A 26,913-nucleotide genomic window follows, 5' to 3' on the forward strand; every position below is an offset into this window, starting at 1 on the left:
TAGCTGAGACTGTCACGAGGACCGCCCTGACTCACCTGCGTCGTAGCAGGACGTGATGCGGCCTCGGCTGCGCCTCAGGCTACGGCCCGGAGGTGGCACTCATCTGACGACGACGCTCTCCCGGTCGGTTGGTTCTGCTCTCGGAGGTGGGTTTTCCGTTGAGGTGGTGCGGATCTGCGTGGGGTCAAGGTGAGCTGGGCGGGGGACGCCCTCGGCGTGTGGGAGGTAAGTCCTAGATGTAGATTGCGTCATGCATCACTGCCCTTATCCGTGGTGGGGGTCGGGGATGCCTCGGCGGGAGCGTGGCCGACGTCGTCGAGAGCACCTTCACCGCGAGGACGTACTTTCGCGGCGAGGACTGCGTTTGCCGCCAGAATGCGTGTGCTGGGGCGCAGTCGCCGGTGGGGGATCGCAGTTCTCGGGTGGGAAGTACGTCCCCGATCCGACGCCGCAGGTGGGAGTCAGGCTCCGGCGGCCTCAGACGCCCAGCCCCACCTGGGAGGCCAGGAACACCAGGGTGCCCAGCACCAGCAGCAGCCCGATGGAGTAGGGCGCCGCCTTCTTGAGGATCTCGGCGTCCGTACCGGGGGCGTCCACCGCGGTCGAGGCGATGGCTAGGTTCTGTGGGGAGACGATCTTGCCCAGGCCGCCTCCGATGGTGTTGGCGGCCAGCAGGATCTTCGGGTCGAGGCCGGCCCCCTGGGCGGCGGTGGCTTGCAGGTTGGCGAACAGGGCGCCCGCGCTCGTCGCCGAGCCGGCCACGGCGGTCCCCACCCAGCCCAGGGCCGGGGAGAGGAAGGCGTAGGCGGCGCCCGTGGCGGCCAGGGCCGCACCGATCGCGGAGGTCTGGCCGGAGAAGTTCATGACGTAGGCCAGGGCCATGACGGCCGCGATCGTCAGGATCGCCATGCGCAGCGTGTAGCAGGTCTTGGCCAGCGTGGCGAAGCCCTTGCTCACGCTCATCTCGAACTTGCCCGGCACCGAGCGCGCCGCGTAGATGAAGGTGACGATGATGGCGGTCAGGAAGATCCAGGTGCCCGGGTTGGACAGGGTCTGAAGCCTGTAGATAGCGCCTTCGGAGGCCTCGCCCTTGGCGTTGAGGAGCTGGCCGTAGACGCCGTGCCACTTGAACTCCTGGTTAGTGGCCGCGAAGACTTCGTTGAGATTGACGCCCAGGGTCCATAGCTTGGTCGTGGCGATGATGACCACCACGAGGATGTAGGGCAGCAGGGCCAGGATGACGCGCTCGCGGTCGGGGGCGTCGTCGGCGGACACCTGGGAGCGGTACTCCTCGGGGGTTGTGGGGGTCCACACCAGCAGGAAGATGTAGGAGGCGGCCAGGCCCAGCAGGGAGGCCAGCACGGCGGTGAGCTCGTAGGAGATCGAGGGGGTGAAGAAGTGGCCCACTCCGGTGGCCAGCCCCGCCACGATCGCCAGCGGCCACAGCTGCTTGACGCCGCGCGCGCCGTCGAGGATGAACAGCAGCAGGAGCGGGATGAAGGCGCAGAACACCCAGGTCAGGTGCCCCATGGCGGTGGCGACGCTCACCGGGTCCTGGCCGCCGAGCTTGCCGGCCGTCGTGATGGGAATGGCCATGGCGCCGAAGCCCACGTTGATGGCGTTACCGACCATGACGACGACGGCCGCCTTGAGCTTGGGCAGACCCAGGGTCGCCACCATGGCGGCGGCGATCGCTACCGGGGCGCCGAAGCCGGCCAGCCCCTCGAGCAGGCCGCAGAAGGAGAAGGCCACGATGAGGGCCTGGGCGCGCATGTCGCCCTTGCCGATCGCGTTGAACACGGCCTTGAGATCCTTGGAGCGACCCGAGACGTCAGTGAGGTTGTAGAGCCACACGGCCGCGATGATGATGTAGATGATCGGGACGAATCCCATGGCCATGCCCAGGGTGGCGCTCATGACCGTCATGCCCACCGGCATGTGGAACAGGACGACCGCGGTGACGGCGGCGATCACCAGGGAGATGAGGGCGCACCAGTGGGTGGCCACCTTGAACACGCCCATGAGGATGAAGAACACCACCAGCGGCAGCAGGCCCACGGCGGCGGTGAGGTAGACGTTGCCTCCCACGGCGGTGGTCGACGGCGTGAAGGTTGCGGGCAGCCCCGCTAAGGCTGGGGCGAGCGGTGCCGGATGCATCGGCAGGGCTGACAGGACGGCTGGCGTCATGGCTACTCCACTGTGAGTACTGATGGGGTCGTCCAGGTCGCGAACAGGGCTGGGCTGGCAGTCGCGTTGTTACGTCCTGGGTACTAAGGCCTAACGATCATGCCATGGAGATGGTGAGTTGTGCACTATATAGGCGGCCACGTGCCGTTTTCGCGCGGCCTTCCGGGTGAAAGCGGAGGCACGGGGTGCGGTGGCCGAGGTGGCCCGGTGTCTCGCTGTCGCTCGGGTGGCTGCCGGCGTCATCTAGATGCACTGCACGAGGGTGGGGTGCTACTGGGGGAGGGTCGGGGGTACTGCAGGTAGGTGGGGCCTTCGTGCAGTGCGCACATCCCTTGGCCAGTAGATCCCGGCCCTCGTGCAGTAGGCCGGCCTGGGCCGGACCTGTGATTGAGACGCCGGGCTCTGCTGCAAGAACCCCGGACTCACTCCTGCGCGGCCCGGTGTCCACAACGCTGACATGAACGATCCAGCCGTCGAAGCGCTCCGCGGGGATCGTTGGAATCCTGCGGTTCTTCTTCGGCGTGCGGCACTGGTGCGCCTTTGATGTCAGCACCATGGACACCAGCGACCTGCCAAGACCTGCCAGGCTTCTTCCCTCGGCTCATTGTCGCCTCCAGGACAGTCAACCGCCCCGGCTCCCCGTCCGAGCGAGCGTCTCAGAAGTCATGACACTCACATGTCTCACAAGTGAGGAGACAGCACAGCGCTCCGGGACGGGCGCACGAGGAGCCGACGTCGTGGACCGCGTCGGTGGTCGGCCGACTCAGCGCCTGCGGGTGCGGCGGGGCACCAGTCGGGCAGAGTTGAGGATGAAGGCCGATTCGGAGACGACGTGCACGAGGGCCGCGGCCACCGGCCCCAGCAGCCCCAGCCCGGCGGCGATCATGCCGACGACGTCGACCACTACTGTGCCCACGAAGTTCACCATGATGATGCGCCGGGCCCGGCGGGCCACCCGCACGGTCTCGACCAGGTCGGCCGGGGCTGAGCCCACGAGGACCACGTCCCCGGCCTCGCGGGCCACGTCCGTGCCGGTGCCCATGGCGATGCCGACGTCGGCGGCGCCCAGGGCGGGGGCGTCGTTGACGCCGTCGCCCACCATGGCCACCCGCTTGCCCGCCCGGCGCAGCGAGTCGACGACCTCCTCCTTGTCGGTGGGCAGCAGGTCGGCGCGCACCTGCTCCTCGCTCAGGCCGAGCAGGCCGGCCACGTGGCGCGCGGAGGCGGCCGAGTCGCCGGTGAGCATGAGGATCTCCAGGCCCATGTCACTCAGGTCGCGCACGGCGGTGGCCGCGCCTTGGCGCAGCCTGTCGGCCATGGCGATGGTGCCCAGGAGCTGTTCGTCGGCCCGCACCTCCACCACTGAGGTGGCCGACGGCGCCTCCGGGTCGGACTCGGTGCTCAGGGCGGCCTCGTCGCCGCAGCCGTCAGTGTCCCGCCCCGGTTGGTGCCCCTGCCCCCGGCAGCGCCCCACGGTGATCCGGCGCCCTTCGACGTGGGTGCTCACGCCGGCTCCGGGGGAGTAGGCGACGTCGCCGGGCACCGGCACCGTCAGGTCGCGCACGGCGGCCTCGGCGTAGATGGCCCGGCCGATGGGGTGCTCGGAGTTCCACTCCGCCGCGGCCGCCAGGGCCAGCACCTCGTCCTCCCCGGCGGCGGCCTCGGTGGGGCGGACGCTCACGACCCGCGGCGCGCCCACGGTGAGGGTCCCGGTCTTGTCCACCACCACCGTGTCCACTGCGGAGAGCTGTTCCAGGTGGGTGCCGTCCTTGACGAAGGCCCCGCAGCGGGCGGCGCGGGCGATGGCCGCCAGGACCGCCAGGGGAGTGCCCGCGGCCACCCCGCAGGCCCCGGCCACGATGATGACCGAGATCGTGGCCCGCACGTCCCGGGTGACCAGGAAGGTGACCAGGGCCGCCGCCAGCGCCAGGTAGACGATGCGGGCCGCCAGCCGGTCGGCCAGGCGCTGGACCGGCGCGCGCGATGACTGGGCGTGACGCACCGCTGCCACGATCCGCCCGTAGGAGGACTCCTCGCCGACCCGCTCCACCTCGAGCTCCAGGGCGCCGCGGGTGATGGAGCCGGCCGGGACCCGGTCACCCGGCCCGACCTGCACGGGCAGCGCCTCCCCGGTGATCCGGGACTGGTCGACGTCGGCCCGGCCGCTGCGCACGACGCCGTCGGCCGGTACCCGGCCCCCGGGACTCAGGGCGATGACCTGCCCCGGGCGCACCTCGTCCAGGGGGACCTCAGTGACCCCGGAGGACTGCGAGGACTCGGCGGAATCAGCGGCCTTGGGGGCTCCCACCACCCGCGCGGTCTGTGGCAGGAAGGACATGAGGTCGGTCAGGGCATCGCGCCCCCGATCCATGGACAGCTCCTCCAGGATCTCGGCGCACAGCGCGAAGACGGTCACGGCCAGGGCGGTCACCCACTCGCCGATGGCGGCGGCCGCCACGATGGCCAGCAGCATTGAGAGCTCCATGCTCATGCGCCGCTCGCGCAAGTCGCCCACCGCCTCGATCAGGAGCGGCCAGCAGCCCACCGCCAGCACCACCGTCCCGACGGCGCCCACCACCCAGCCGGGCGTGCCCGCCGCTTCCGCGATCCAGGCACCCAGCGCCGCCAGGCCCACTGCTGCGATGCGCACGACGTCGGCCCACTCGATCTGCTCGAGAATCCGTGCGCCCGTGGGGGCGCCGGCCGAGGCGCCAGTGCCGGAGAGCTCGTCGGAGGCATCGACGGGCAGTGCCGGCGTCGAGGCCGATGGTGCCGAGGCGGGTGGGGACACGTGGGCAGCGGGTGGGTGAGCCGTCATACAGGGACTCCTCGCAGGGGACGGGAAGGACTCCCCGGGGCGGGCCGGGGAGCGCCACCCAGGAATCTACCGGCCATTCAAGCGGCTCGACAGTGTATGAGAGGACTAGTGACGCGCAAGGACGCCGCCGACGGGCCCGTGGGGAGGCGGGCCCGTCGGCGGCGTCCGGGATACTGGGAGCTCAGGCGGCCGCTAAGCCGGCGACCACCGCATGAGCTCTGCCGAACGCGGTCCCTACTCGATCACGTCCTCGTCGACCCAGTCCAGGGTGCGCTGGACGGCCTTGTTCCAGTTGCGGAAGAGCCGCTCGCGCTCGGCCTCCTCCATGGTCGGCTCCCAGCGCTTGTCCTCGGCCCAGTTGTCGATGACGTCCTGGGTGCCCGACCAGAAGCCCACCGCGATACCGGAGGCGTAGGCGGCCCCCAGCGCCGTGGTCTCGGCGACCTTCGGGCGCACCACGGGCACACCCACCTGGTCGGCCTGGAACTGCATGAGCAGCTCGTCGCGGGTCATGCCGCCGTCGACCTTGAGCTCGGTCAGGGCTTGTCCTGAGTCGGCGTTCATGGCCTCGAGGACCTCGCGGGTCTGGTAGGCGGTGGACTCCTCCACGGCCCGGGCGATGTGCGCCTTGTTGACGTAACGGGTCAGACCCACCAGGGCGCCGCGGGCGTCAGGGCGCCAGTGCGGGGCGAACAGTCCGGAGAAGGCCGGCACGAAGTAGGCCCCGCCGTTGTCCTCGACGCTGGAGGCCAGGGCCTCGATGTCCTTGGAGTCGGCGATGATGCCCAGGTTGTCGCGCAGCCACTGCACCAGCGAGCCGGCCACGGCGATCGAGCCCTCCAGGGCGTAGACGGCCGGCTCGTCCCCGATCTGGTAGCACACGGTGGTCAGCAGCCCGTTCTCACTGCGCACCGGGGTGGTGCCCGTGTTCATGAGCATGAAGCAGCCGGTGCCGTAGGTGTTCTTGGCCTGGCCCTTCTCGAAGCAGGCCTGCCCGAAGGTGGCCGCCTGCTGGTCGCCGAGGATGCCGCTGATGGGGGTGTCCACCAGCAGACCGTTCTTGCGGCCGTATCCGAAGACGCCCGAGGAGGGACGGATCTCGGGGAGCATGGAGACGGGGATGCCCATGTCCGCGCAGATCTCGGGGTTCCAGTCCAGGGTGTCGATGTTCATGAGCATCGTGCGCGAGGCGTTGGTGACGTCCGTGGCGTGCACCCCGCCGTTGACCCCGCCAGTGAGGTTCCACAGCGTCCAGGTGTCCATGGTGCCCATGAGGAGGTCGCCGGCCTCGGCACGCTCGCGGGCGCCCGCGACGTTCTCCAGGATCCAGGCGACCTTGGGGCCGGCGAAGTAGGTGGCCAGCCCCAGGCCGACGCGGTCCTTGTACTTGTCCGGGCCGTCCTCGCCGGCCAGGCGGTCGCAGATCTTCTGGGTGCGGGTGTCCTGCCAGACGATGACGTTGTAGACGGGCTCGCCGGTGTTCTTGTCCCACACGACGGCGCTCTCACGCTGGTTGGTGATACCCACCGAGGCGATCTCGTGGCGGTTGATCTGTGCCTTGGCGAGCACCTCGCCGACGACGGAGCGGATGTTGTCCCAGATCTCGTTCGCGTCGTGCTCGACCCAGCCGGCACGCGGGAAGATCTGCTCGTGCTCCTTCTGGTCGACGGCGACGATCTCGCCGTCGTGGTTGAACAGGATGGCGCGTGAGGAGGTCGTGCCCTGGTCGATGGCCAGGACGTACTTCTTCTCGTCGCTGTCAGCTGTGCTGTTGGGGGTCAAGGAAATGTCCTTTCACTGCGTTGTGAGGGGCTGTGACTGTGTATGAGGGGAGGAGCCGGGCTCAGAACAGTCCGGCGATGTGGGGGACGATGAGCCCGGCGGCGACGGCGCCGATGATCGGACCGACGACCGGGACCCAGGAGTAGGCCCAGTCCGAGTCGCCCTTGCCGGGGATCGGCAGGAGGGCGTGTGCGATGCGCGGGCCCAGGTCACGGGCCGGGTTGATGGCGTAGCCGGTGGGGCCGCCCAGGCTCAGACCGATGACGACGATGACCAGGGCCACGGCCAGCGGGCCCAGGCCCGAGGGGGTCTTGCCCGAGGCGATGATCCAGGCCAGCAGCACGAAGGTGCCCACGGCCTCGGTCACGACGTTCCATCCGTAGGAGCGCACCGCCGGGCCGGTGGCGAACACGCCGAGCTTGGCGGCGGCGTCGGCCTTCTGGTCGAACTGCTTCTTGTAGGACAGCCACACGGCGGTGGCGCCCAGGATGGCGCCCACCATCTGGGCAGCGAAGTAAACCAGGATGGTGGTCGCCGAGGCGGGGATCCCCTCGGCCAGGTCCCGTCCGGCGACCGCCAGACCGATGGTGACGGCCGGGTTGAGGTGTGCGCCGGTCTTGTAGGCGGCGTAGACGCCCACGAAGACCGCCAGACCCCAGGCCATGGTGATGACGATCCAGCCGCCGTCCTTGGCCTTGGAGCCGGGCAGCGCGACACCGGCGACGACGCCGCAGCCCAGAAGGATGAGAAGGAATGTCCCCAGGGCCTCCGAGGCGAAGATCTGGGTCAGGCTCGCAGACATGTGCGGCTCTCTTTCTGCACGACGGTGTGCGGGTTCAATCGGGACTGCGAGGTCCGGTTCGTCGGCGGTGGTTGGGTGGTCGTGGTGCCCGCCTCCGCCGGAATCTGCGGGCACCACGGGGAGCCTGTGGACCGAGCGGCACCGGGTGCGGTCCGCTCGGCCCACAGGAGACTAGATCGGCTCAGTGATGTGCGCCACCGCGGCAGCGTCGGTCAGCTCGGCCTCGGCCGCGGCGATCTGGGCCACGCGCTGAGCGTAGGCCTCCTTCTGGGCGGCGACGTCCTTGTCCGACCAGTTCAGCAGCGGTGCCATGATCGCCAGGATCTCGTCGGCGGCGGCCAGGCCCCGGTCGCGGTGCGAGAGGTCCAGGCGCACGCGGCGCAGCAGGACGTCGTCGAGGCTCTCGGCGCCCTCGTGGGTGACGGCCCAGACGACCTCGGCGCGCAGGTAGGTGGGGGCCTCCGCCAGCGGCTCGCCCAGACGCTCCTCGGGGTCGGCGGCGTCGATGGCCTGAAGCAGGACCGGGGTCTCGTCGCCGTAGCGGTCCAGCAGGTGGGTGACCCTCTCCAGGGTCCAGCCGCGCTCACCGGCGATCCGTCCGGCCCGCTTTGCCAGGGCGTGGTAGCCGGCCGCACCCACCAGGGGCAGCTCCTGCGTGGCGCAGGGGTGGGCGTGGGACAGGGCCTCGCCCAGGGCGTGGTCGACGGCGTCGGAGGCCATGACCCGGTAGGTGGTCAGCTTGCCGCCGGCGATGGCGGTCAGCCCCGGGGCGATGCGGGTGACCGTGTGCTCGCGGGAGACCTTCGTGGAGGCGGCCTGAGCGCCCGGCTTGAGCTTGGGCTGGAGCAGGGGGCGCAGGCCCGCGTAGACGCCGATGATGTCATCGCGGGTGATGGGCCGCGACAGCACGGAGTTGGCGTGCTCGAGGATGTAGTCGACGTCGGTGGCGGTGGCCACGGGCTTGGAGACGTCCAGGTCCCAGGGGGTGTCGGTGGTGCCGATGACCCAGTACTCGGGCCAGGGGATGATGAACAGGACGGACTTCTCGGTGCGCAGGAAGACGCCAGTCTCGGCGTCGATGGCCTCCTTGGGGACCACGATGTGGATGCCCTTGGAGGCCAGGACCTTCAGACCGCCCGCGTCGGTGGCCAGGTCCTGGACGTCCTCGGTCCACACGCCGGCGGCGTTGATGGTGCGCTTGGCCCGGATCTCGTGGGCGGTGCCGGTGGCCAGGTCGGTGACGCGGGCGCCGTGGACGTGGCCGCGCTCGTCGGTGAGGAAGCCGGTGACCTTCGTGCGGTTGGCGGCCAGCGCCCCCAGGCCGACGGCGGTGCGCACCAGGTCGATGACCAGGCGGGCGTCGTCGACCCGGGCGTCGAAGAAGCGGATGGAGCCGGCCAGGCCGCTGGTGTCCAGGGAGGGGGCCAGGGCGGAGGTGCCCTTGCGGCCCAGGTGACGCTGGATCGGCACGGTCTTGCGGCCGCGGGCGCCGGCCAGGGCCAGGGCGTCGTACATGCCTACGCCGACGGCGGAGTAGGAGCGCTCGTAGTGGTGCTTGAGCGGCCACAGGAAGGGCTGGGCCTTGACCAGGTGCGGTGCGGTGGTGCTCAGCAGGCGGCCGCGCTCGGTAAGGGCCTCGTGCACGAGGGCGAAGTTGAGCTGGTAGAGGTAGCGCAGGCCGCCGTGGACGAGCTTGGAGGACCACGAGGAGGTGCCCGAGGCCCAGTCGCCCATCTCCACGATGCCGGTGCGCAGGCCGCGGGCTGCCGCGTCCAGGGCGATGCCGGCGCCGGTGACGCCTCCGCCGACGACGAGGACGTCCAGGCCCTCGGCCGAGGTCATCTCCTCCAGAGCGCGCTCGCGCTGGGCGGCGTTGAGCGCGGTGTCCTGGATGGGTGCGGGGTAGGAGGGGGCGGCGGGGCCAGCCGGGCCGGAGCTGCGGGAGGGGGTCTTCTTGGAGGAGGGCTTGCGGGTGGAGGTCATGGCTCCTGGGCTCCTACGTGTCGTGAGGTCGAAACTGGTGAGGCTGTGCGGGGCCGGTCGGCGTTGACCGGGGTGCCGGGTCGGATGCAGGTCAGAGCCCGGCTTCCGGCGCCGGGGCTCGACGTGTTCCGTCGCGCTCGCACGGCCCGTCTGTGGTGTCGGACACCACTGTCCGCCGCGTGTGGGAGAATGCGCAAGGTGCGTGCACTAATGTGCAGACGGCTTTTGAGGTATCCACAAGAATGTCCGCTGATCTGTGCGTACAGCCCTCCTCGCCGGGACGTCTGATGTCGTGTCCGGGAGGCTCGCCCTCCCGCCGCACGGGACGGCTGTGTGGAACGGCACCGTCGTCGATAAGAGGAGAAGTCGATAAGAGGAGAAGAAGGAGGATGACGTGACTGGCAGAACCGCTTCTGACGCCGTCGGGGGCGCGGCGAGTACCGCCGACCCCGGTGGCCTCCTGCGCGCCTACGAGGCGGCCTCCATGTACTACGTCCAGGGCGAGACGATGGAGGTGATCGCCCACCACCTGGGGGTGTCCCGCTCCACCGTCTCCCGGCTCCTGGCGCGTGCCCGCCAGGAGGGCGTCGTGCGGGTCAGCCTGGTCCAGCCCGGTGGCGCCGGCTCCCTGGAGGGGCGGATGGCGCAGGTCTTCGGGGTCCGCACGCATATCGTCCCGGTGCGCGAGGGCACCACGGAGATCCACCGCCTCCAGCAGGTCGCCTCCGTCGCCGCCGCGCACATGGTCGACCTCATCGGGGCCCTGGCCGAGCAGGGCGGGGCCGAAGGCGCCGGTGCGCCTGAGTCGGGTGGCCCCGAGGGCGAGAACCGCGGCGCGGCCGGCGGGGCGGGCCGGGACGTCGGCGCAGGAGGCGTCGTCGTCGGCGTCGCCTGGGGCACCACCATGTCGGAGGTCAGCGCCGCCCTGCCCTCGCGGCCCGTTCCGGGGCTGACCGTCGTCCAGCTCAACGGCGCCTCGGATCCCATGCGTGAGGGGCCCAGCGCCGGTGAGGTGCTCTCCCAGATGCGCATGTCGCTGGGGGCGCGCACGATCTCCTTCCCGGTGCCGGCCTTCTTCGACCATGTGGCCACCCGCGAGGCCATGTGGTCGGAGCGCTCGGTCAAGCGGGTCCTGTCGGTGGCGCGGCGCGCGAGCCTGGCCGTCTTCGGCGTCGGCGCCCTCGACGCCCTCAACGGGGCCCTGCCCTCCCAGGTCTATGAGGGTGGCCACCTCACGGCCCGGGACCAGGCCGTCCTGCGCCGCCAGAACGTGGTGGGGGACGTGTGCACCGTCCTGCTGCGTGCCGACGGCTCCTGGCGCGACGTCACCCTCAACGCCCGGGCCACCGGCCCGACTCCCGCCCAGCTCGCCCGCATTCCGCGCCGCCTGTGCGTGGCTGCGGGAACCGGCAAGGCCCGCGCCCTGCTGGCCGCGCTGCGCGCCCGGACCGCCACCGATCTCATCGTCGACGACGCCACCGCCCGCGCCGTCCTGGAGCTCGCCGAGGCCCGCGGCCAGAAGGGAGGCGGTTCTCGATGAACCGCGAACGTGGCAGGATGTGGGCCCGGATCGCGCTGCGGTCTGCTCGCGGCTCCGGCGTCGCCGGTGGAACGCCGGCTCACGGGGCCCAAGACCAGAACTGAGCCCTAACTGAATGCGGACAACGATGAACAGCACTGCTGTCATGACACATGAACACCTGCTCGCCGGCCGGACGACACGTCGGGCCGAGGTCTACGGGGTCGACGACTCCCGCCGCATCCTGCGCCCGGCGCGCCCGGCGGACGTGCGCCCCATCGCTGAGCTGGTGCGTCCCTACGCCGAGCGGCGCGTCCTGGTCTCCAAGGACCTCATCTCCTACTTCGAGGACATCCAGGAGTTCATCGTCGCCGAGGAGATCCCCGGCGACGCCGGGCCCGGTGGGGCAGACGGCGGAGAGGTGCCGGCCGAGCCCAGGATCGTGGGCTGTGGGGCGTTGCACGTCATGTGGGATGACCTCGCCGAGGTGCGTACCCTGGCCGTCCACCCCGACGCCGTGGGGACCGGACTGGGGTCGGCCATCCTGCGTGAGCTCATCGCGCAGGCCCGGGAGATGGGGCTCAAGCGGGTGTTCTGCCTGACCTTCGAGGAGCCCTTCTTCGGGGCCCACGGCTTCGTGCCCATCGAGGGTACCCCGGTGGGTATGGACGTCTTCGCCGAGATGCTGCGCTCCCACGACGACGGCCTGGCTGAGTTCCTCGACCTGGCCCGGGTCAAGCCCAACACCCTGGGCAACGCCCGCATGCTCCTGCACCTGTGAGCTGACCACCCTGGGTGGGCCGGGTGCGCTTCGCTGCGGCGGGCCGCGGTCCCGTGTGATCTCATGGTTGGGTGCGATCCTTTTGGACAAGCAGCCGACAACTGTGCGACAGCCATGCGATAACCGTGGAGGAGCACCCATGATCCGCAACGTTCACGAACGTGTCATCAACGCTTCGCTCGAGCCCCTGGGCGCCCTGCTCAACGGGCTCGGGCAGAAGGACGATCGACTCTGGCCCTCGCGGTACTGGCCGCCGATGGTCCTGGACCGGCCACTGGCGCTGGGAGCCGACGGCGGCCACGGAGCCATCTGCTACTACGTCAGCGAGTACGAGCCCGGCCGGCGAGTGCGGTTCACCTTCCGTCCGCGAACAGGGATCATCGGTGCCCACGAGCTGAGTCTCGACGCCCTGGACGAGAAGCGCACCCGCATCCGCCACGTCCTCATCGGCCGTACCCGTGGCGCCATGCGGCTCATGTTCTCGGCCGTGGTTGAGCCCCTGCACGATGCCGTCGTCGAGGACCTCTTTGACAACGCCGAACGTGAGACCACGGGCACGGTCGTCCGTCCCGCGACGTGGTCCCCGCGGGTGAGGGTGCTGCGCCGTCTCACCGGTGGCAGATAGCCGCCGAGGGCGGCCAGGAGACGATGGGGAGTTCTACCGGGGCTGCATCGGGGGCGTCGCGGTAGCCTGACGAGGTCTTGTCGTATTCCCGTACATCCAAGAACCTGTGAGGAAAGTGCTCATGAGCCAGCCACCGGTCAACGGCCCCTACAGTCAGCCCGGTCAGTACGGCCAGTATGGTCAGTACGGCGATCCCGCCCAGCAGAACCAGTACGGTCAAGCCGGTGTCCCCGGACCTCAGGCTCAGTACGGCCAGACGAGTCAGGCCGCTGCCGGCCAGTACGGTCAGTACGTCCGGCCCGGAGCGGGTCAGCCGGCTCCCTATGACGTTCCGGTTGGCCCGCAGTTCTCCTCGGCCCCACAATCCGGTTACCAGCCCTCCCAGCTCGGCCCCATCCCCGTGGATCAGGACAGGCTGGTTCTCAAGTCCACGGCGACGACCGCCAGCCGTATCCAGTTCCTCGTGGGCGGCGGTTTTGGGCTGGTGTGCCTGGTTGCGGCGGTCAAGGAGCTCCTTGCCAACGGGGCGACGGTCGGCTTTGTCGTCCTGCTGCTCCTCGGGTTGTTCCTGCTGCTCGGCATCCTGTTCCTCATGTCGGTGCGTACGGTGTTCGACGCCACCGGCATCCACATCGGGGCCGGCGGCAGGGGCCGCGACGTCCCCTGGCCCCGGTCGCGCACGGGGCTGTTCGTCAAGGTCTCCGGCGCACCGGCGGCCCTGAGCGCCGCCGCAGGCAGGGTTCAGATCCGTCACGCCGAGGGTCACGTCGTCGACCCCGACGGCAAGGCATTCGTGCTGGCCGGTCTAACCTGGTCCGGTGTCAGCAGCCAGGCGCTGGAGGCAAAGGGCACCGCCGAGCTGGACCGCATCTGGGAGTGGGCGGTCGCGCGCGGATACACCCAGGAGACGGGCGAGTACGTCGAGCTCAACGGCGTGCTCGGTGTGCAGCAGGGACTGCGAGCGAGGCAGGAGCGCCGTCAGGGCCTGAACCGCCCCTGAGTCGGGGCGCACACGGTGGACGTCGAGGACGCGCAGCCTCCTCCAGCATTCTCGGTCCATGGGGAGGACTGGCCCCTTGGAGGCGGTGCGGTCGCGGTCGGTGTGGAATACGCTCACGGCACCCCACCGCCCGCGATCTGGTGCGGACCACCTTGATGAAGAGGTTCCCATGACGCAACCACCGACAGGCTCTTCCTACGGCCGGCCCGCTCCCTGTCGCCAACCCGGGAGCCGGCCCGCCCCCTACGGTGGGGCCACTCCTCAGAGGGCACCCGGTCAGTACGACTCGGCCGGGTACGGCCGGGGTGGCGGCGGTCGATCGAACGACGGCCGACCGAGCAGCCAGCAGCCATCGGCCCCTCCGGTCCCCGTTCCCGTCGCTGCGCTCCAGGGAGTCCCCGAGGCTCAGACGTCCATGCCTCCGGTGCGTCGTCCCGGGCGAGCACCCGCTGTGCCGGTGACCGACAGGTTGGTCCGCCGTACCGCCACAACCGGGTCCGGCTGGATCGTGCTCGTCCTGTGTGGCGCCGTCGGGCTGCTGCTCCTGGCGTCCGGGCTCAAGACGATCGTTGGCAGCGGGAACGATTCCACGCTCGGCTTCACCATGCTCATCACCGGGGACGCCCGTGCGTTCGTAGGTTAAGCCTCGGGTTCGTAGGGTAAGGGTACGAACCGGAGGCCTACCGTACGAACGCGCGGGAGTGCGACGATTCTCGCCGGCTGGTGACGAAGGTATCCGGCCCCGCCCAAGGTCTTGCCGCTACGGTGTCCCCCGTGCCCGCCCGCCCCGCCCTTGACGACACGCTCACTGCTGCGACCTCGGCCAAGCCGGCGCCGCCTGCCGATCCGGCCGAGCCCTCGGCGCAGGACGTCATGGCCTGGTATGACGCCCACGCCCGTGATCTGCCGTGGCGCCGTTCTGGTACGACCCCGTGGGAGGTCCTCGTCTCGGAGGTCATGAGCCAGCAGACCCCGGTGACCCGTGTCGTCCCCGCCTGGCAGGAGTGGATGCGGCGCTGGCCCGGCCCCACCGAGCTCGCCCAGGCCCCCACCGCTGAGGTGCTGCGGGTCTGGGGGCGCCTGGGCTACCCGCGCCGGGCCCTGCGGCTCATCGAGTGCGCCCGCAGCGTCGTCGAGCAGCACGGCGGCGTCCTACCCGATGACCTGGACGCCCTTCTGGCTCTGCCCGGGGTGGGGGAGTACACGGCCGGCGCGGTCCTGGCCTTCGCCCACGGCCGGCGCGCCCTCGTGCTGGACACGAATGTCAGGCGGGTCCTGGCCCGCGCTGTCGCAGGTCAGGCCCTTCCTGCCCCCAGCCTCAACCGGGCCGAGCGTGAGCGGGCACTGAGCCTGCTGCCCGACGACGACGCCACCGCCGCTCACTGGTCGGTGGCCGTCATGGAGCTCGGCGCCCTGGTGTGCACCGCCCGCGAGCCGGACTGCGGGGCCTGCCCGTGGCGGGCGAGCTGTGCCTGGCTGGCTGCCGGCCGTCCCGCGGACATCCACGCGGGCCGACGTCGCACTCAGGCCTGGCACGGCACCGACCGCCAGGCCCGCGGGCTGGTCATGGCCCGCCTGCGCAAGGCCCCCGACGGGCGGTGCGTCGAGGCCGGTGAGCTCATGGCCTGCGCCGCCAGGGCGGGGGCGCGAGCCTCCGGCGGAGCCCCCGATCCCCAGCAGCCGGTGCGCGCCCTGGCCACCCTCCTGACCGACGGGCTCATCGCCACCGACGACGACGGCGCCACCTACCGCCTCCCCTAACCGCCCACCGATCCGCGTACCGCCCCGCCGGACGGCCGGGGACGCACAGGGCGGTGGGGGACCGGCCCTCGGAACCCGTGCGGCGCCGGGCAGCCGGCGTCGGCCCCGCGCGGACAACGACGAAGGTCTCACGGGCCTGCGCATCGCCGGGGCGGGGCGCTCACGGGCCTGGAGTCGTGGCGCCGGTAGAGTCGTGACCATGGCCAAAGGACGCGGACGCAACCATGGGGAAAGCGCAGGACGACGAGGCTCAGCCCGTCGTGGCGCAGGCTCCTCATCGGGGCGTTCGTCCTCGGGCTCCCAGTCCCGGCCCCACCGGCAGGGTGGTTCCGGCGGCGGGCCGCGGTCGGGCGCCGGGCAGCCGGCCTCAGCCCGCTCCGGCGGGGCGCCCAGATCCTCCCAGGCCAAGGGACGGGGCGGCCGCGCTTCAGGCGCCAAGTCCACCGGACACCCCCTGCACTCGGGGCAGACGGGCAGACCCACCGGCGGGCACTCGGGCACGCCGGCCCAGGCCGGCAAGAACCGCAGGTCCCCCCAGGGCGGCCAGGGAACCTCGACATCCCGCTCACGGCAGGCCGCTCCGGGAACCGCCCGCTCCGCCCGGACGAGCTCGACTCAGGCCGCCCGCTCCGATCGTCGCCGAAAAAACGGCTGGGGTGCGGGCCTCCAGTGGGCCCGCATCGGCGGCGGGCGACTCACCGGCGCTCCCGACTCGATCCCGCAGAGGCCGGACCAGCCCCGCAGCGGGCGCCTGCGCAAGCCGGTCCCGCCACAGCCCCGCTACGGTCTGCGCCGTGCCCTGGTACTGGGCGGAGTCCTGCTGATCCTCCTGCTGCTCATCGTGACCATCGTTGTCGGCTACCTCTGGGCCCGCAACACCATCCGCACCCAGGATGAGGAGCGCGCCGCAGCTCAGGTGCACACCGTCTACCCCACGCCGGGTAAGTGTGACCCCTCGGCCCTGTCGAGCACGGTGCAGGGGCCCGAGTCCGTCGGTGTCGGCGCCGGGGCGACCTTCTCCATCTCCCTGGTCAACAGCGGCCAGGCGCCCTGCCTGATCGACGTCGGCAGCCAGACCCTGGGGGTGAGGGTCTCCTCGGGCTCTCAGCAGGTGTGGGACTCCCTGACGTGTCCCGTGGGCCAGACCGAGCGGGCCCTCCTCCTGCCGGTGGGCAAGGGCGCCGAGGTCACCGTGACCTGGAACGGCAACGCGGCCACCTCCGACTGCGCGGCGGCCACCGCTGCACCGGCCTCCCCGGCTGCTTCGGCCGGTGCATCGGCCTCCCCGACGTCGAGTCCGAGTGCCACTGCCTCCTCCCCTGCGAGCCCTTCAGCGGGCCAGGCGCAGACCGCCCCGGGCAGCGCCGCGGGGGCAGGGACCTACCGTTTCCGCTTCGTCATGGGGGGCAAGGACCTCACTGAGGACCGGGTCTTCGTCGTCAGTTGAGGGTCTTCTGCGGCCGGGTGGAACCGGGCGGGGCGTCAAGGCCTCGCGACCGGGCAGCTCAGGAGTAGCGCTCGACGACGGAGATCTCCGCCAGCCGTGACAGCCCGTCGCGCAGGGTCCGGGCCCGCTGCGCGCCCACGCCATCGACGGCCTCGAGCTCCTCGATGGTGGCGCCAAGGACCCCCTGCAGGGACCCCCACTGCTCGACGACGGCGCGCGCCGTCACCACGGGCAGACGCGGGATCTTGGAGAGGATCCGCAGGCCGCGCGGGGAGACCTGAGCGTCCAGGTCCTGGCCGTCGATGCCGCCCAGGCCCATGGAGCGCGCCACCATCGCCAGGTCCAGGAGGGCGGGGGAGCCCACCCACTTCAGGCGCGCATCGACGGTGGCCGTGTCCAGCCCCTCGGGCAGGTAGTCCTCCAAGAGGAAGCCGTGCTCGGCGAGCAGGCCCCGGGTGAGCTCCTCGACCTGGAGGGCCAGGAGGCGCCCGTCGGTGCCCAGCTCCAGGACGTAGGAGTCGATGTCGGCGGAGATGCGGCGAACCATCTCCATGAGCTGAAGCACCGAGGTGACGTCACGGACGGTGACGAGGTCCTCGATCTCCAGGGAGTCCAGGCCGGCGGAGGTCTGGTCGAGGCGGGCCTTGTATCGCTCCAGGGCGGACAGGGCCTGGTTGGCGCTGGCCAGGATCGACTCGCTGGGCTCCAGGACATGGCGCTTGCCGTCGACGTACAGGGAGATGATCCGCATGGACTGGCTCACGGAGATGACCGGGTACCCGGTCTGGCGGGCCACGCGCTCGGCGGTGCGGTGACGCATGCCCGTCTCCGAGGTCTGGATCGAGGCGTTGGGCAGCAGCTGGACGTTGGCACGCCGGATTCGGGCGGTGTCCATGTCAACGACGACGCCGCCGTCCATCTTGGCCAGCTCACGCAGGCGGGCCGCGGAGAGCTCGACGTCGAGGTGGAAGCCGCCCGAGGAGATGGCCTCCACCACCGGGTCGAAGCCCAGCACGATGATCGCCCCGGTACGTCCGCGCAGGATCCGCTCCAGGCCGTCACGAAGGACGGTGCCGGGAGCGACGAGCGCAAGCGTCTCGTGCAGCTGGCCAGCGGCCTCGATCATCATCTCTCCTGATCTCGCGGTGTCCTGGGGGAGGGATCGCACAGTGAGCCTGCCGGGGCGCGGACCGTGCTGAGGCCTTCGGGTCTCACAGCATCCAGGTGAGCGCACACCCCGGTGCTCACGCCCCCATGGTATCGGCAGGCGGGCCGACCTTCGGAGAGGGCCTTCCCACACTGGACCAGTCGGTCTGTTGACGCCGCCCGGCGAGTCCATGGCGGACACGTCGGCTGCTCGGCACCCTGTCCGCCCCTCACCCCGGGGTTTGCCTGCATTGCCTGCGTTGCCTGCATTGCCTGCGTTGGCCGTGCTGCCCATGTTGGCGTGCTGTCCTGTCAGCCGCGCGGGAGCGCCGCCCCCATGGCCTCACCCACGTGCGCCACCGGCAGCACCTGCATCCCGGCGACCTCGCGCAGCTCGGCCGAGCCCGCCAGCGGCACGATCGCCCGATCGAAGCCGAGACGCGAGGCCTCCGCCAGGCGCCGCTGGATGCCGACCGTGGCCCGCACCTCACCGGTGAGCCCCACCTCGCCGAAGGCCACCAGGCCGGCGGGCGTGGGCAGGTTGCGCGCGGCCGAGACCACGGAGATGGCCACGGCCAGGTCCGTGGCCGGCTCGACGGCGCGCGCCCCGCCCACGGTGGAGACGTAGACGTCCGCGCTGGAGGTGTCCACCCGCAGTCGGGCGCTGAGGACGGCCAGCGCCATGGCCGTGCGCGAGTGGTCCACCCCGGAGGTGGTGCGCCGCGGGGAGCCGGCGTTGGTGGGGGCCACGAGCGCTTGGATCTCCACCGGCATGGGGCGGCGCCCCTCCAGGGTCACGGTGGCGCAGGTGCCCGGCACCTCGGAGCGGGCGGCGGACAGGAACAGGCCCGAGGGGTCCGCCAGCCCCACGATGCCCCGCTCACCCAGGTCAAAGCAGCCGACCTCATCGGTGGGGCCGTAGCGGTTCTTGACGGCCCGCAGCAGCCGCAGGCGGGCGTGGCGGTCCCCCTCGAACTGGGTGACGACGTCGACCAGGTGCTCCAGGACCCGGGGCCCGGCGATCCCGCCGTCCTTGGTGACGTGACCCACGAGCAGCACCGGGATGTTGCGCTCCTTGGCCACCGCGATGAGTGCGCCGGCCACGGCCCGCACCTGGGTGACGCCCCCGGCACTGCCCTCGACCTGGGCCGAGGCGATGGTCTGGACCGAGTCCACCACCAGCAGGGAGGGACCGGTCGCCTCCACGTGCCCCAGCAGGGCCCCCAGCTCGGTCTCCGCGGCCAGGAGCAGCCCGGGATCCAGGGCGTCGATGCGCTCGGCCCGCAGCCGCACCTGCGAGGCTGACTCCTCCCCGGTGACGTAGAGGACCGGCCCGTCCCCGCGCTTGCGCGCCACGGCGGCGGCCTTCGCGGCGACGTCGAGCAGCAGTGTGGACTTGCCGACCCCGGGCTCGCCGGCCAGCAGCACGACGGCGCCCGGCACGATCCCGCCGCCCAGAACCCGGTCCAGCTCGCCCACCCCGGTGGGGCGGGCCCGGGCCTCCGTGGCGCTGACCTCCCCGATGGGGCGGGCGGCCACCGTCGGCCGCACGGCGCCGGCGCTCAGGGCGCCACCGGTACCCCCGCTCGGGGAGCCGGAGACCTGAGTCTCCTCCAGGGTTCCCCACTCGCGGCACTCGCGGCACTGGCCCATCCACTTGGGGCTGGACCAGCCGCACTCGGTGCAGCAGTAGGAGACCTTGGGGGCCTTGGGACTCTTCGATGCGGGCATGACCGGAGAGTATCGGGGTCCACCGACATCTATTCCCCACACGTCGAGCCGGGCATTTTTCGCGTAGCCCTACGGTTTTTCTGTAGGGCTACGCGAAAAATGCCCGGCTCGGTGCTGGTGGGGCGGCGGGCGGGCTGGGCGTCAGCCGCGGGTGCGGGCCAGCGCCTGGCGGGCCCGCTGGGCGACGTCGCGTCCGGTGAAGCCGTGCTCCTCGAACAGGGCGGTGCCGGGGGCGGAGGAACCGTAGTGGTCGATGGAGACGATCTCACCGGCGTCGCCAACGATCTCGCGCCAGCCCAGGGCGATGCCCGCCTCGATGGCGACCCTGGCGGTGCCGGCCGGCAGCACCTGCTTCCGGTAGGCGGCGTCCTGCTGGGCGAACCACTCCAGGCAGGGGGCGGAGACCACCCGGGTGGGGGTGCCCTCCTCCTGAAGGATGTCCCGGGCGGCCACGGCCACCCCGACCTCGGAGCCGGTGGCGATCAGGACGACCTCGGGGGCCGTCTGGCGCCCATCGGCGTCGGTGGCCTCGGCCAGGACGTAGGCGCCGCGGCGCACGCCCTCGGCGGCAGCGGCAGCGGAGGCGCTCACGGTGAGGTTCTGACGCGACAGGGCGATGCCGGCCGGCTCATCGTGACGGCGCAGGATCTCCGCCCAGGCCGCGGCGGTCTCGTTGGCGTCCCCGGGGCGCACCACGGCCAGGCCGGGGATCGCTCGCAGCGCCGCCAGGTGCTCGATCGGCTGGTGGGTGGGGCCGTCCTCACCGACCCCGATGGAGTCGTGGGACCACACGAAGACCGGACCGATCCCCATGAGCGCCGCTAGGCGCACGGCCGGGCGCATGTAGTCGGAGAACACCATGAAGGTGCCCCCGTAGGGGCGGGTGAGTCCGTCCAGGGCGATCCCGTTGAGGATCGAGCCCATGGCGTGCTCGCGCACACCGAAGTGGAGGGTGCGCCCGAAGGGCCCATCGCCCTCGGACTGCGCCAGAGCGGCGGGCAGGAAGGAGGGCTCGCCGGACATGGTCGTGTTGTTCGAGCCGGCCAGGTCCGCCGACCCGCCCCACAGCTCGGGCACCACGCCGGCCAGGGCGGAGAGCACCTTGCCCGACGCCGCACGGGTCGCCAGGGACTCACCCACCTCCCAGGTCGGCAGAGCCGCCTCAAGGCCCTCGGGCAGGCGGTGGGCCTCAAGACGCTCCAGCAGCGCGGCACCGGCGGGGTTGGCCCGCTGCCAGGCCGCGAAGCGCTCCTCCCAGCCCGCTCGGGCGGCCCGGGCGTTGTCGGCGGCCCGCGTGCGGGCGTGGGAGACGACGTCCTCGGGAAGGATGAAGCTCTGCTCGGGGTCCAGGCCCAGGGCCCGCTTGAGCCCGGCGATCTCCTCGGCCCCGAGCTTGGAGCCGTGGGAGGAGGCCTGGCCCTGCTTGGTCGGGGCGGGCCAGGCGATGAGCGTGTGCAGGCGGATCAGCGACGGGCGCGTGCTCTCGGCGCGGGCCGCCACGATGGCCTCGTGCAGCGCCTGGAGGTCCTCCGCGTAGCCGTCGGGGCCGGTGCGCCAGTCGACGTCGAGCACCTGCCAGCCGTAGGCCTCGAAGCGGGCCGAGACGTCCTCGGTGAAGGCGATGTCCGTGTTGCCCTCGATGGAGATGTCGTTGTCGTCGTAGATGGCGATGAGGTTGCCCAGCTGCTGGGTGCCGGCCAGGGAGGCGGCCTCCGAGGTCACGCCCTCCTGCATGCAGCCGTCGCCCAGGACCGTGTAGACGAAGTGGTCGAAGACCGACTCGCCCAGCGCGGTGCCGGCGTCGAGCAGCCCGTGCTCGCGGCGCGCCGCCATCGCCAGGCCCACCGCGTTGGCGAAACCCGCCCCCAGCGGGCCCGTGGTGGTCTCCACCCCGGCAATCTCACCGAACTCGGGGTGACCCGGCAGGCCGGCCGGGGTGCGGAAGGCCGTGAAGCCCTCCAGGTCGATGTCGTAGCCGGCCAGGAACAGCTGGATGTACTGCATCAGCGAGGCGTGCCCGATGGACAGGACGAACCGGTCGCGTCCCAGCCAGCCCGGGTCGAGCGGGTCGTGGACCATCTCACGCTGGTAGAGCAGCCACGCCACTCCCGCCAGGGAGATCGGCGTACCGGGGTGCCCGGACCCGGCCTTCTCCACGGCGTCGGCGGCCAGGGCCTTGGACACCGCGATGGTCTGACGGTCGAGGTCGGTGAGCAGCGGCTCAGCGCTCATAACGGAGGACTCCTTGTGCATGAGGGTGCGTCTTGCCCGTGGCCACGGGCGCCGTGACGGTGGTGCATCACGGTGCAACCATGGGCGGGCATCAAGGGTGATCCTTCCCGCTTCCGTGGGGGCGGGCAAGTACAGGCGTGAGCGCGTGTGTCTCTCACACTCGGGGCCTGTCCCCGGACGCGGCCGTCCTTGCCCGTAGATTGGGTCGCATATGGGCACAGCAAGAGGACGCGTGGCGCCGTCGGTGGAGCACGGCAGCGCTTTGGAGCAGATCGACTCCCGGCCCCTGACGGGCCATCAGCGAAGCATCATCGCTCTGGCGATTGTCGCCAACGTCTCTGAGTTCTTCGACATGTTCCTCATCGGCTTCGCCGTCGTCCAGCTCCAGAAGGAGTGGAGCCTGGGCGGATTCGAGACCGGTGTCATCCTGGCGTGCTCCGGGCTCGGGACGGTGCTCGGCTCGGTCCTGTGGGGCCGGGCCGCCGACCGGATGGGCCGACGACGCACCTTCTTCTGGTGCGTCCTGCTGTTCACCGTCTTCACCCTGGCCTCGGTGTTCACCCCCACCGGCTGGTGGATGATGCTGGCCCTCCTGCGGGTGCTGGTCGGTGTGGGCGTCGGGGGCCTCAACATCGTCTCCATCCCCTACGTCCAGGAGTTCGTGCCCACCAGGCAGCGGGGCCTGCTGGCCGGGCTGGGCTCGGTGTTCATCCCGCTGGGGCTCTTCCTGGGTTCCCTGGCGCAGCGGGTCCTGCATGACAGCTGGCGCGGCCTCATCGCGCTGGGGGTCGTCCCGATTCTCCTGCTGGCCTGGATCCGGCTCGTCCCGGAGTCGCCCCGCTTCCTGATCTCCCAGGGCCGCGAGCGCGAGGCCCGCGAGTCCATCGCCTGGGCCCTGGAGCTGAGTCCCGACGCCGTCGGAGCCCTGCCGCCGGTGCGGACCGGGCCGCGCGTCGCCTACCGAGAGCTGCTGCGCGAGCACCTGCGGGCCCTGCTCATCGTCTCGGCCGGCTCCTTCTGCTTCATCCTGGGCTCCTTCACCGTGCAGTCCTGGGGGCAGACGCTCCTGGAGGTCGGCTTCACCGACATCGGCGCCGACGCCGTGGGGACGCTCTTCATGGGGGTCTCCCTGGTGGATCTGCTCGGGCGCCTGGCCTCGGCCTGGCTCGCCGACCGGATCGGGCGGCGCTGGACGTTGTTCTCCTTCGGGATCCTCGGGGCGCTCGGGGCGGTCATCGTGGCCTTCTCCGCCCACTGGGAGACCTCGTGGGTCGTCTTCTTCACCGGCATCTGCATCACGATGGGCTTCGGCGACGGTGCCTTCGGGATCCTCAACGCCTTCGGCGGCGAGCAGTTCCCCAACGACGCCCGGGGGACCGGCCTGGGCCTTGGCTACGGCATCGGTGCGAGCGCCAAGATCCTCGGGCCCCTGCTCATGGGGGCGATGATCGGCTCCGGCAGCCTCCAGGGGCTGGCGCATCCGTTGGCGGCCGTCTTCCCGGCCTTTCTCTTCTTCGCGGCCATGCTGGTCCTGGGCGGCCTGGTCTACCTGCTGGCCCGTGAGACCAAGGGGGAGACCCTCGAGGACATCTGAGCGCCCCGGCGCTTCAAGGCCATCAGCGGCCGCGGGCCGAGGCGGGCGAGCCCGCCGCCGCACGTGCCGGTGCTGGTGACCTGTCCGCTGCCGACTCGGAGCAACGGGGGCGTGCTACGTGGCCGGGTGCGGGCGGTGGAGACGTCCCGCACCTGGCCACGTGGATGCCTTCTCGGTCTGTGGCGCTTCAGCGTCAGTGCGCCGGCTGCTCGACGACGTCGACCGGGGTACCGCCGTCACGGCTGTCGTGCTCGGCGTGGTCGGTGTCGTCGGCGGGGGCGTCCGAGCCCGGCAGGTGGCCGCCTACCATGTCGGTCAGTCCGGTGCCCACGAGGCTGCGCAGGATGAGGTCGAGCTGTTCGACGTTGTTGGCCACCGCCTTGGGCAGGGCGGAGGCGCCCTCGGTGGAGATGATCGACAGGTCTCGCACGCTGGCCAGCGGCTCGCTCAGGGCCCTGGCGATCTCGGGGGCCTTGTCCAGCAGCATCTGGCGGGTGGCGGCCTCGCCGTACTTGGCCAGGGCGTCCGCCTTGTCGCTCATGGCCTTGGCCTCGGCCTCACCGGCGGCGCGGATCGTGTCGGCCTCGGCCTGACCCCGGGACGCGATGGCCTCGGCCTCGGCGCGGGCCCGGGCGGCGGTCGCCTTGGCCTCGGCCTCGGCCCGGGCCACGGTGGCCTGGGCCTGGGCCTCGGCGTCCAGACGGGTGCGCTCGGCCTCGGCCTGGGCCCGCAGCAGCGCCTCGGTCTTGGAGGCCTGAGCCTCCTGCTCGCGCTGGTAGCGGGCGGCGTCGGCGGGCTTGCGCACCGTGGAGTCCAGCTCGCGCTCGGTCAGGGCGGCCTTGGCCTCTGCGGCCTCCTGCCCGATGATGGCGATCTCGCGTTCCTTGGCGGCGCGGGCGATCGGGCCGGCGGAGTCGGCGTCGGCCTGGGCCTTGTCCGTCTCGGCCTTGAGCTGGGCCTGACGCAGCGACAGGTCGCGCTCGCGCTCGGCGATCTGCTGGCGGGAGGTGACCTCGGCGTCGCGGGCCTCGCGCTCGGCGTTGGCCCGCGCGATGCGGGCGTCCTTCTCGACGCGCTGCTGCTCGGGCACGCCCAGGGACTCGATGTAGCCGCCGGCGTCGGTGATCTCGGAGACCTGGAGCATGTCGATCTCCAGTCCCATGTTGGCCATGATGCTCTTGGCGTCGTCGAAGACGTTGCGCTGAAGGGCGTCGCGGTCGGAGATGAGGTCGGTGACCGTCATGTGGCCGATGATCGAGCGCAGGGAGCCGATGAGCGCCTCGCGGGCGGAGTCGGCGATGGCCTGGTCCGTGTTGGGCTTGCCCAGGAAGCGCTTGGCCGCGGCGCGCACCTGCTCGTCGGAGTCGCCCACCTTGACGGCGGCCACGGCGGCGACGTTGACGTTGATCTTGTTCTCGTCCTCGGCGGTGACCTTGAAACCGATCGTGGTCTGGGTGAAGGGCAGGTACTGGATGGACTGGATGACCGGCAGGACGAAGTCGCGCCCACCGGGGTGAATGATCTTGACCGTGCCCCGGTTCGACCCGGAGATCAGGCCGGTGAGGTTGGAGGGGACGACGACGATGCGGCTGAACAGGTAGGCGACCGCCGCCAGTACGATGATGACGGCGACGACGATCAGGCCGATGACTGATACGTCCATGCGGGGTTCCTTTCTGTGCGGGGAGATGGGATGAAGGAGGACGGCGGGCAGGCGGCACGAGCAACGGGCGGGGCGTACGGTCCGTCAGCGGCCCCTGGTGGGCTCAGCTGCTGATCTGCTCCCAGGGGGCGATGTCCAGGGTGGAGTCGACGGCGTCGAGCACCCAGGCGCTCTGCCCTGAGTGCAGCGGCTGCTCGGAGCGCGCCGGCAAGGTGAGCTGGTTGCCGCGCGTGATGGCACGAACCTCGCCGCTGCCGTCCTTCCACCACAGGACGGTGACCTTCTCGCCGACCAGCTCCGCGGCGGTGGGCGGAGCCGTGTCCAACGGCATGGAGCGCCGGAGCCGGTTCCACAGCCAGCGCATGAGCGCGCCGGACGCGACGGCCGCCGCGGCGGGAACGCCCCACAGCACCGCCGCCGGCACCTGTGTGGCGGTCGAGCCCGTCGCCGCCGTCACCCCCATGCCGATGGCGCCGAACACGGCCACCGGCAGCGCGAGGATCGGCACGAGCCCGTCGGGGAGGAAGGCGTCCAGCAGTCCGTCGAACAGGATGCCGGACACCAGGACGGTGCAGCCGATGATCGCGCACCAGGCGAAGATGCCCACACCAGCTCCCTTCCGCGCAGGCCCCTCGGCCTGCGACACCTGGATTCTGCCACGCGGGCCGGGAGGTGAAGCCGTGTTTGGGTGGGAAGAACAATCCGGTTGGACTCAGGCGCCGCGGGCTTGCGGCAGCCGACCGGAGTCCTGCAGGGACGGCGCAGTCGAGGACCAGGACGTCGCCGTCGGGATGGCCGTCGCAGCAGAGGGGTTGGTGGGAATGGTCATGGTCTCCTGCATGGCCGGATCGACCTCTTGATCAGAGTCGGCCGGGGCGGCTGTGCCCGCAGTGCTGACAGTGCCGGCAGTGCCGGCAGTGCCGGCAGTGCCGGCAGCGCTGTCAGTGCTGCTAGCCATGACCGCTGCCGCCCGGTGAGCTCCGACGGCGTCGGCGGGCACGGCTTCGGCGGCAGCCACTGCGGAGGACTGGTCAGCATGCTGGGACGCAGTGAGGATGGGCGGGCCGGACGGGTCGGGTACGGGGCGGCCGGCGCCTCCCGGCGCTTCCGCGGGTGCCTGGGGCGCGCCCTGAGGCGGGAGGAGTCCGTAGCCGGACGCCCCCGTCGGGCCTGCGGCTGTGGCCGGGCCCGCAGTGGCGGGCACCACCGGGGACGGCTGGGGGCCTGTGGCCACCGCGACGGTCTGCACGGACACCGCCGCGGCCCTCCCAGGTGACACGTCCTGGCGTGCGGGCGGCGGGCCCGCCTGGGCGAGGGTGTGCTCGGGGTGCGGCTGGGTCGGCTGGGGCCTGGCCGGTGCAGCGCTGGTGGACGCAGCCGCTGCGACCAGTGACGCGGGCGCCTCGGTGGCGTGGCGCCCGGCCGGCGTCTCGGAGGGGATCGAGGCGAGGACCGGTTCGGTCTCCACGGTGTTGGCCGAGGCCGTCGATGCACCCGAGGTCGGAACCATGGAGGCGGACAGAGGCGATGTCGTCACTGTCCCCGAGACCGTCACCGCATCGGGAGCCGCGGCCGCCTGCATGGATGAACCGGTCAGGGCGGCCTGGGCGCGTCGACGCCGGGAGATGCGGCTGGGGGTCGGATCCTCGAAGACTCCCCTGCTCGCCTGGGGGGCCCGGTGACTCGTCGGGCCCGCCGGGGACTGCTGGGACTGGCCCTCACGTGCCGAGATCTCCCGGGGCGGTGCCGGCTGGGCGCCGGCGGCCTGTGACAGGGCCTCGGCCAGTGAGGCGGTGGACGGCCCCGAGGGCGCGTCGGGCTGCAGCTCCCGAGGGAGCGCGG

The 26,913-nt window shown here is 71.4% G+C and carries 19 protein-coding genes; 8 read left to right on the plus strand and 11 right to left on the minus strand.

The features are described from left to right. Positions 1 to 477: 477 nt before the first annotated feature. The 5 genes from RIV14_RS09220 to RIV14_RS09240 all read right to left on the minus strand — a co-directional run bounded on the left by RIV14_RS09220 (position 478) and on the right by RIV14_RS09240 (position 9,572). Positions 478 to 2,187 (minus strand): L-lactate permease, encoded by a 1,710-nt coding sequence (locus tag RIV14_RS09220; protein ID WP_075371497.1) that lies wholly within the window; start codon positions 2,185 to 2,187, stop codon positions 478 to 480. Positions 2,188 to 2,950: 763 nt separating this feature from the next. Continuing rightward, positions 2,951 to 5,005 carry a heavy metal translocating P-type ATPase gene (locus RIV14_RS09225; RefSeq protein WP_081381767.1) on the minus strand — a complete coding sequence of 685 codons (2,055 nt, stop codon included), beginning with the start codon at positions 5,003 to 5,005 and terminating at the stop codon, positions 2,951 to 2,953. Positions 5,006 to 5,239: 234 nt separating this feature from the next. Continuing rightward, positions 5,240 to 6,787: a glycerol kinase GlpK gene (glpK, locus tag RIV14_RS09230; protein ID WP_075371498.1), complete on the minus strand. Its 1,548-nt coding sequence runs from the start codon at positions 6,785 to 6,787 to the stop codon at positions 5,240 to 5,242. Between the two features lie 61 nt (positions 6,788 to 6,848). After that, on the minus strand, positions 6,849 to 7,589 hold the full coding sequence (locus tag RIV14_RS09235; RefSeq protein ID WP_070662921.1) for an MIP/aquaporin family protein: 741 nt from the start codon (positions 7,587 to 7,589) through the stop codon (positions 6,849 to 6,851). A gap of 171 nt (positions 7,590 to 7,760) precedes the next feature. Further along, on the minus strand, positions 7,761 to 9,572 hold the full coding sequence (locus tag RIV14_RS09240; RefSeq protein ID WP_075371499.1) for a glycerol-3-phosphate dehydrogenase/oxidase: 1,812 nt from the start codon (positions 9,570 to 9,572) through the stop codon (positions 7,761 to 7,763). A gap of 394 nt (positions 9,573 to 9,966) precedes the next feature. Here RIV14_RS09240 and RIV14_RS09245 point away from each other — a divergent pair, with 394 nt between their 5' ends. The 7 genes from RIV14_RS09245 to RIV14_RS09275 all read left to right on the plus strand — a co-directional run bounded on the left by RIV14_RS09245 (position 9,967) and on the right by RIV14_RS09275 (position 16,705). Then, a complete protein-coding gene (locus tag RIV14_RS09245; RefSeq protein ID WP_075371500.1) occupies positions 9,967 to 11,112 on the plus strand; it encodes a sugar-binding transcriptional regulator in 1,146 nt (381 codons plus the stop codon). Positions 11,113 to 11,239: 127 nt separating this feature from the next. Continuing rightward, positions 11,240 to 11,872 carry an amino-acid N-acetyltransferase gene (locus tag RIV14_RS09250; RefSeq protein ID WP_075371501.1) on the plus strand — a complete coding sequence of 211 codons (633 nt, stop codon included), beginning with the start codon at positions 11,240 to 11,242 and terminating at the stop codon, positions 11,870 to 11,872. A gap of 139 nt (positions 11,873 to 12,011) precedes the next feature. Continuing rightward, positions 12,012 to 12,497, plus strand: coding sequence for a hypothetical protein (locus RIV14_RS09255; protein WP_075371502.1), 486 nt, complete (start codon positions 12,012 to 12,014; stop codon positions 12,495 to 12,497). Positions 12,498 to 12,618: 121 nt separating this feature from the next. After that, positions 12,619 to 13,497: a hypothetical protein gene (locus tag RIV14_RS09260; protein WP_081381768.1), complete on the plus strand. Its 879-nt coding sequence runs from the start codon at positions 12,619 to 12,621 to the stop codon at positions 13,495 to 13,497. 457 nt (positions 13,498 to 13,954) lie between these two features. Then, on the plus strand, positions 13,955 to 14,140 hold the full coding sequence (locus tag RIV14_RS09265; protein ID WP_256698877.1) for a hypothetical protein: 186 nt from the start codon (positions 13,955 to 13,957) through the stop codon (positions 14,138 to 14,140). A gap of 131 nt (positions 14,141 to 14,271) precedes the next feature. After that, positions 14,272 to 15,258, plus strand: a complete 987-nt coding sequence (locus RIV14_RS09270; RefSeq protein WP_075371504.1) for an HhH-GPD family protein — start codon at positions 14,272 to 14,274, stop codon at positions 15,256 to 15,258. 199 nt (positions 15,259 to 15,457) lie between these two features. Next, the gene (locus tag RIV14_RS09275) at positions 15,458 to 16,705 is read left to right on the plus strand and encodes a hypothetical protein (protein WP_256698880.1); all 1,248 of its coding nucleotides are present in this window, start codon (positions 15,458 to 15,460) and stop codon (positions 16,703 to 16,705) included. 58 nt (positions 16,706 to 16,763) lie between these two features. Here RIV14_RS09275 and disA read toward each other — a convergent pair whose 3' ends face one another. From disA to tkt, 3 genes are all read right to left on the minus strand, one after another. After that, positions 16,764 to 17,834, minus strand: a complete 1,071-nt coding sequence (gene disA / locus RIV14_RS09280) for a DNA integrity scanning diadenylate cyclase DisA (protein ID WP_141759123.1) — start codon at positions 17,832 to 17,834, stop codon at positions 16,764 to 16,766. Positions 17,835 to 18,163: 329 nt separating this feature from the next. After that, positions 18,164 to 19,582, minus strand: a complete 1,419-nt coding sequence (radA, locus tag RIV14_RS09285; RefSeq protein WP_075371505.1) for a DNA repair protein RadA — start codon at positions 19,580 to 19,582, stop codon at positions 18,164 to 18,166. A 141-nt stretch (positions 19,583 to 19,723) separates the two neighbouring features. After that, positions 19,724 to 21,814 carry a transketolase gene (gene tkt / locus RIV14_RS09290; protein WP_178387799.1) on the minus strand — a complete coding sequence of 697 codons (2,091 nt, stop codon included), beginning with the start codon at positions 21,812 to 21,814 and terminating at the stop codon, positions 19,724 to 19,726. A gap of 211 nt (positions 21,815 to 22,025) precedes the next feature. Here tkt and RIV14_RS09295 point away from each other — a divergent pair, with 211 nt between their 5' ends. Then, complete coding sequence (locus tag RIV14_RS09295; protein WP_075371507.1) at positions 22,026 to 23,408, plus strand: MFS transporter; 1,383 nt, start codon at positions 22,026 to 22,028, stop codon at positions 23,406 to 23,408. Positions 23,409 to 23,601: 193 nt separating this feature from the next. Here RIV14_RS09295 and RIV14_RS09300 read toward each other — a convergent pair whose 3' ends face one another. From RIV14_RS09300 to RIV14_RS09310, 3 genes are all read right to left on the minus strand, one after another. Continuing rightward, the gene (locus RIV14_RS09300; protein ID WP_075371508.1) at positions 23,602 to 25,071 is read right to left on the minus strand and encodes a flotillin family protein; all 1,470 of its coding nucleotides are present in this window, start codon (positions 25,069 to 25,071) and stop codon (positions 23,602 to 23,604) included. A gap of 103 nt (positions 25,072 to 25,174) precedes the next feature. Beyond that, positions 25,175 to 25,678, minus strand: coding sequence for a nodulation protein NfeD (locus tag RIV14_RS09305; protein WP_075371509.1), 504 nt, complete (start codon positions 25,676 to 25,678; stop codon positions 25,175 to 25,177). 105 nt (positions 25,679 to 25,783) lie between these two features. Continuing rightward, positions 25,784 to 26,913, minus strand: a 1,130-nt coding sequence (locus RIV14_RS09310; protein ID WP_309325158.1) for a hypothetical protein, incomplete at its 5' end; no start/stop codon positions are given.

Source organism: Actinomyces acetigenes (genome assembly GCF_031296635.1).
GTDB lineage: Bacteria > Actinomycetota > Actinomycetes > Actinomycetales > Actinomycetaceae > Actinomyces > Actinomyces acetigenes.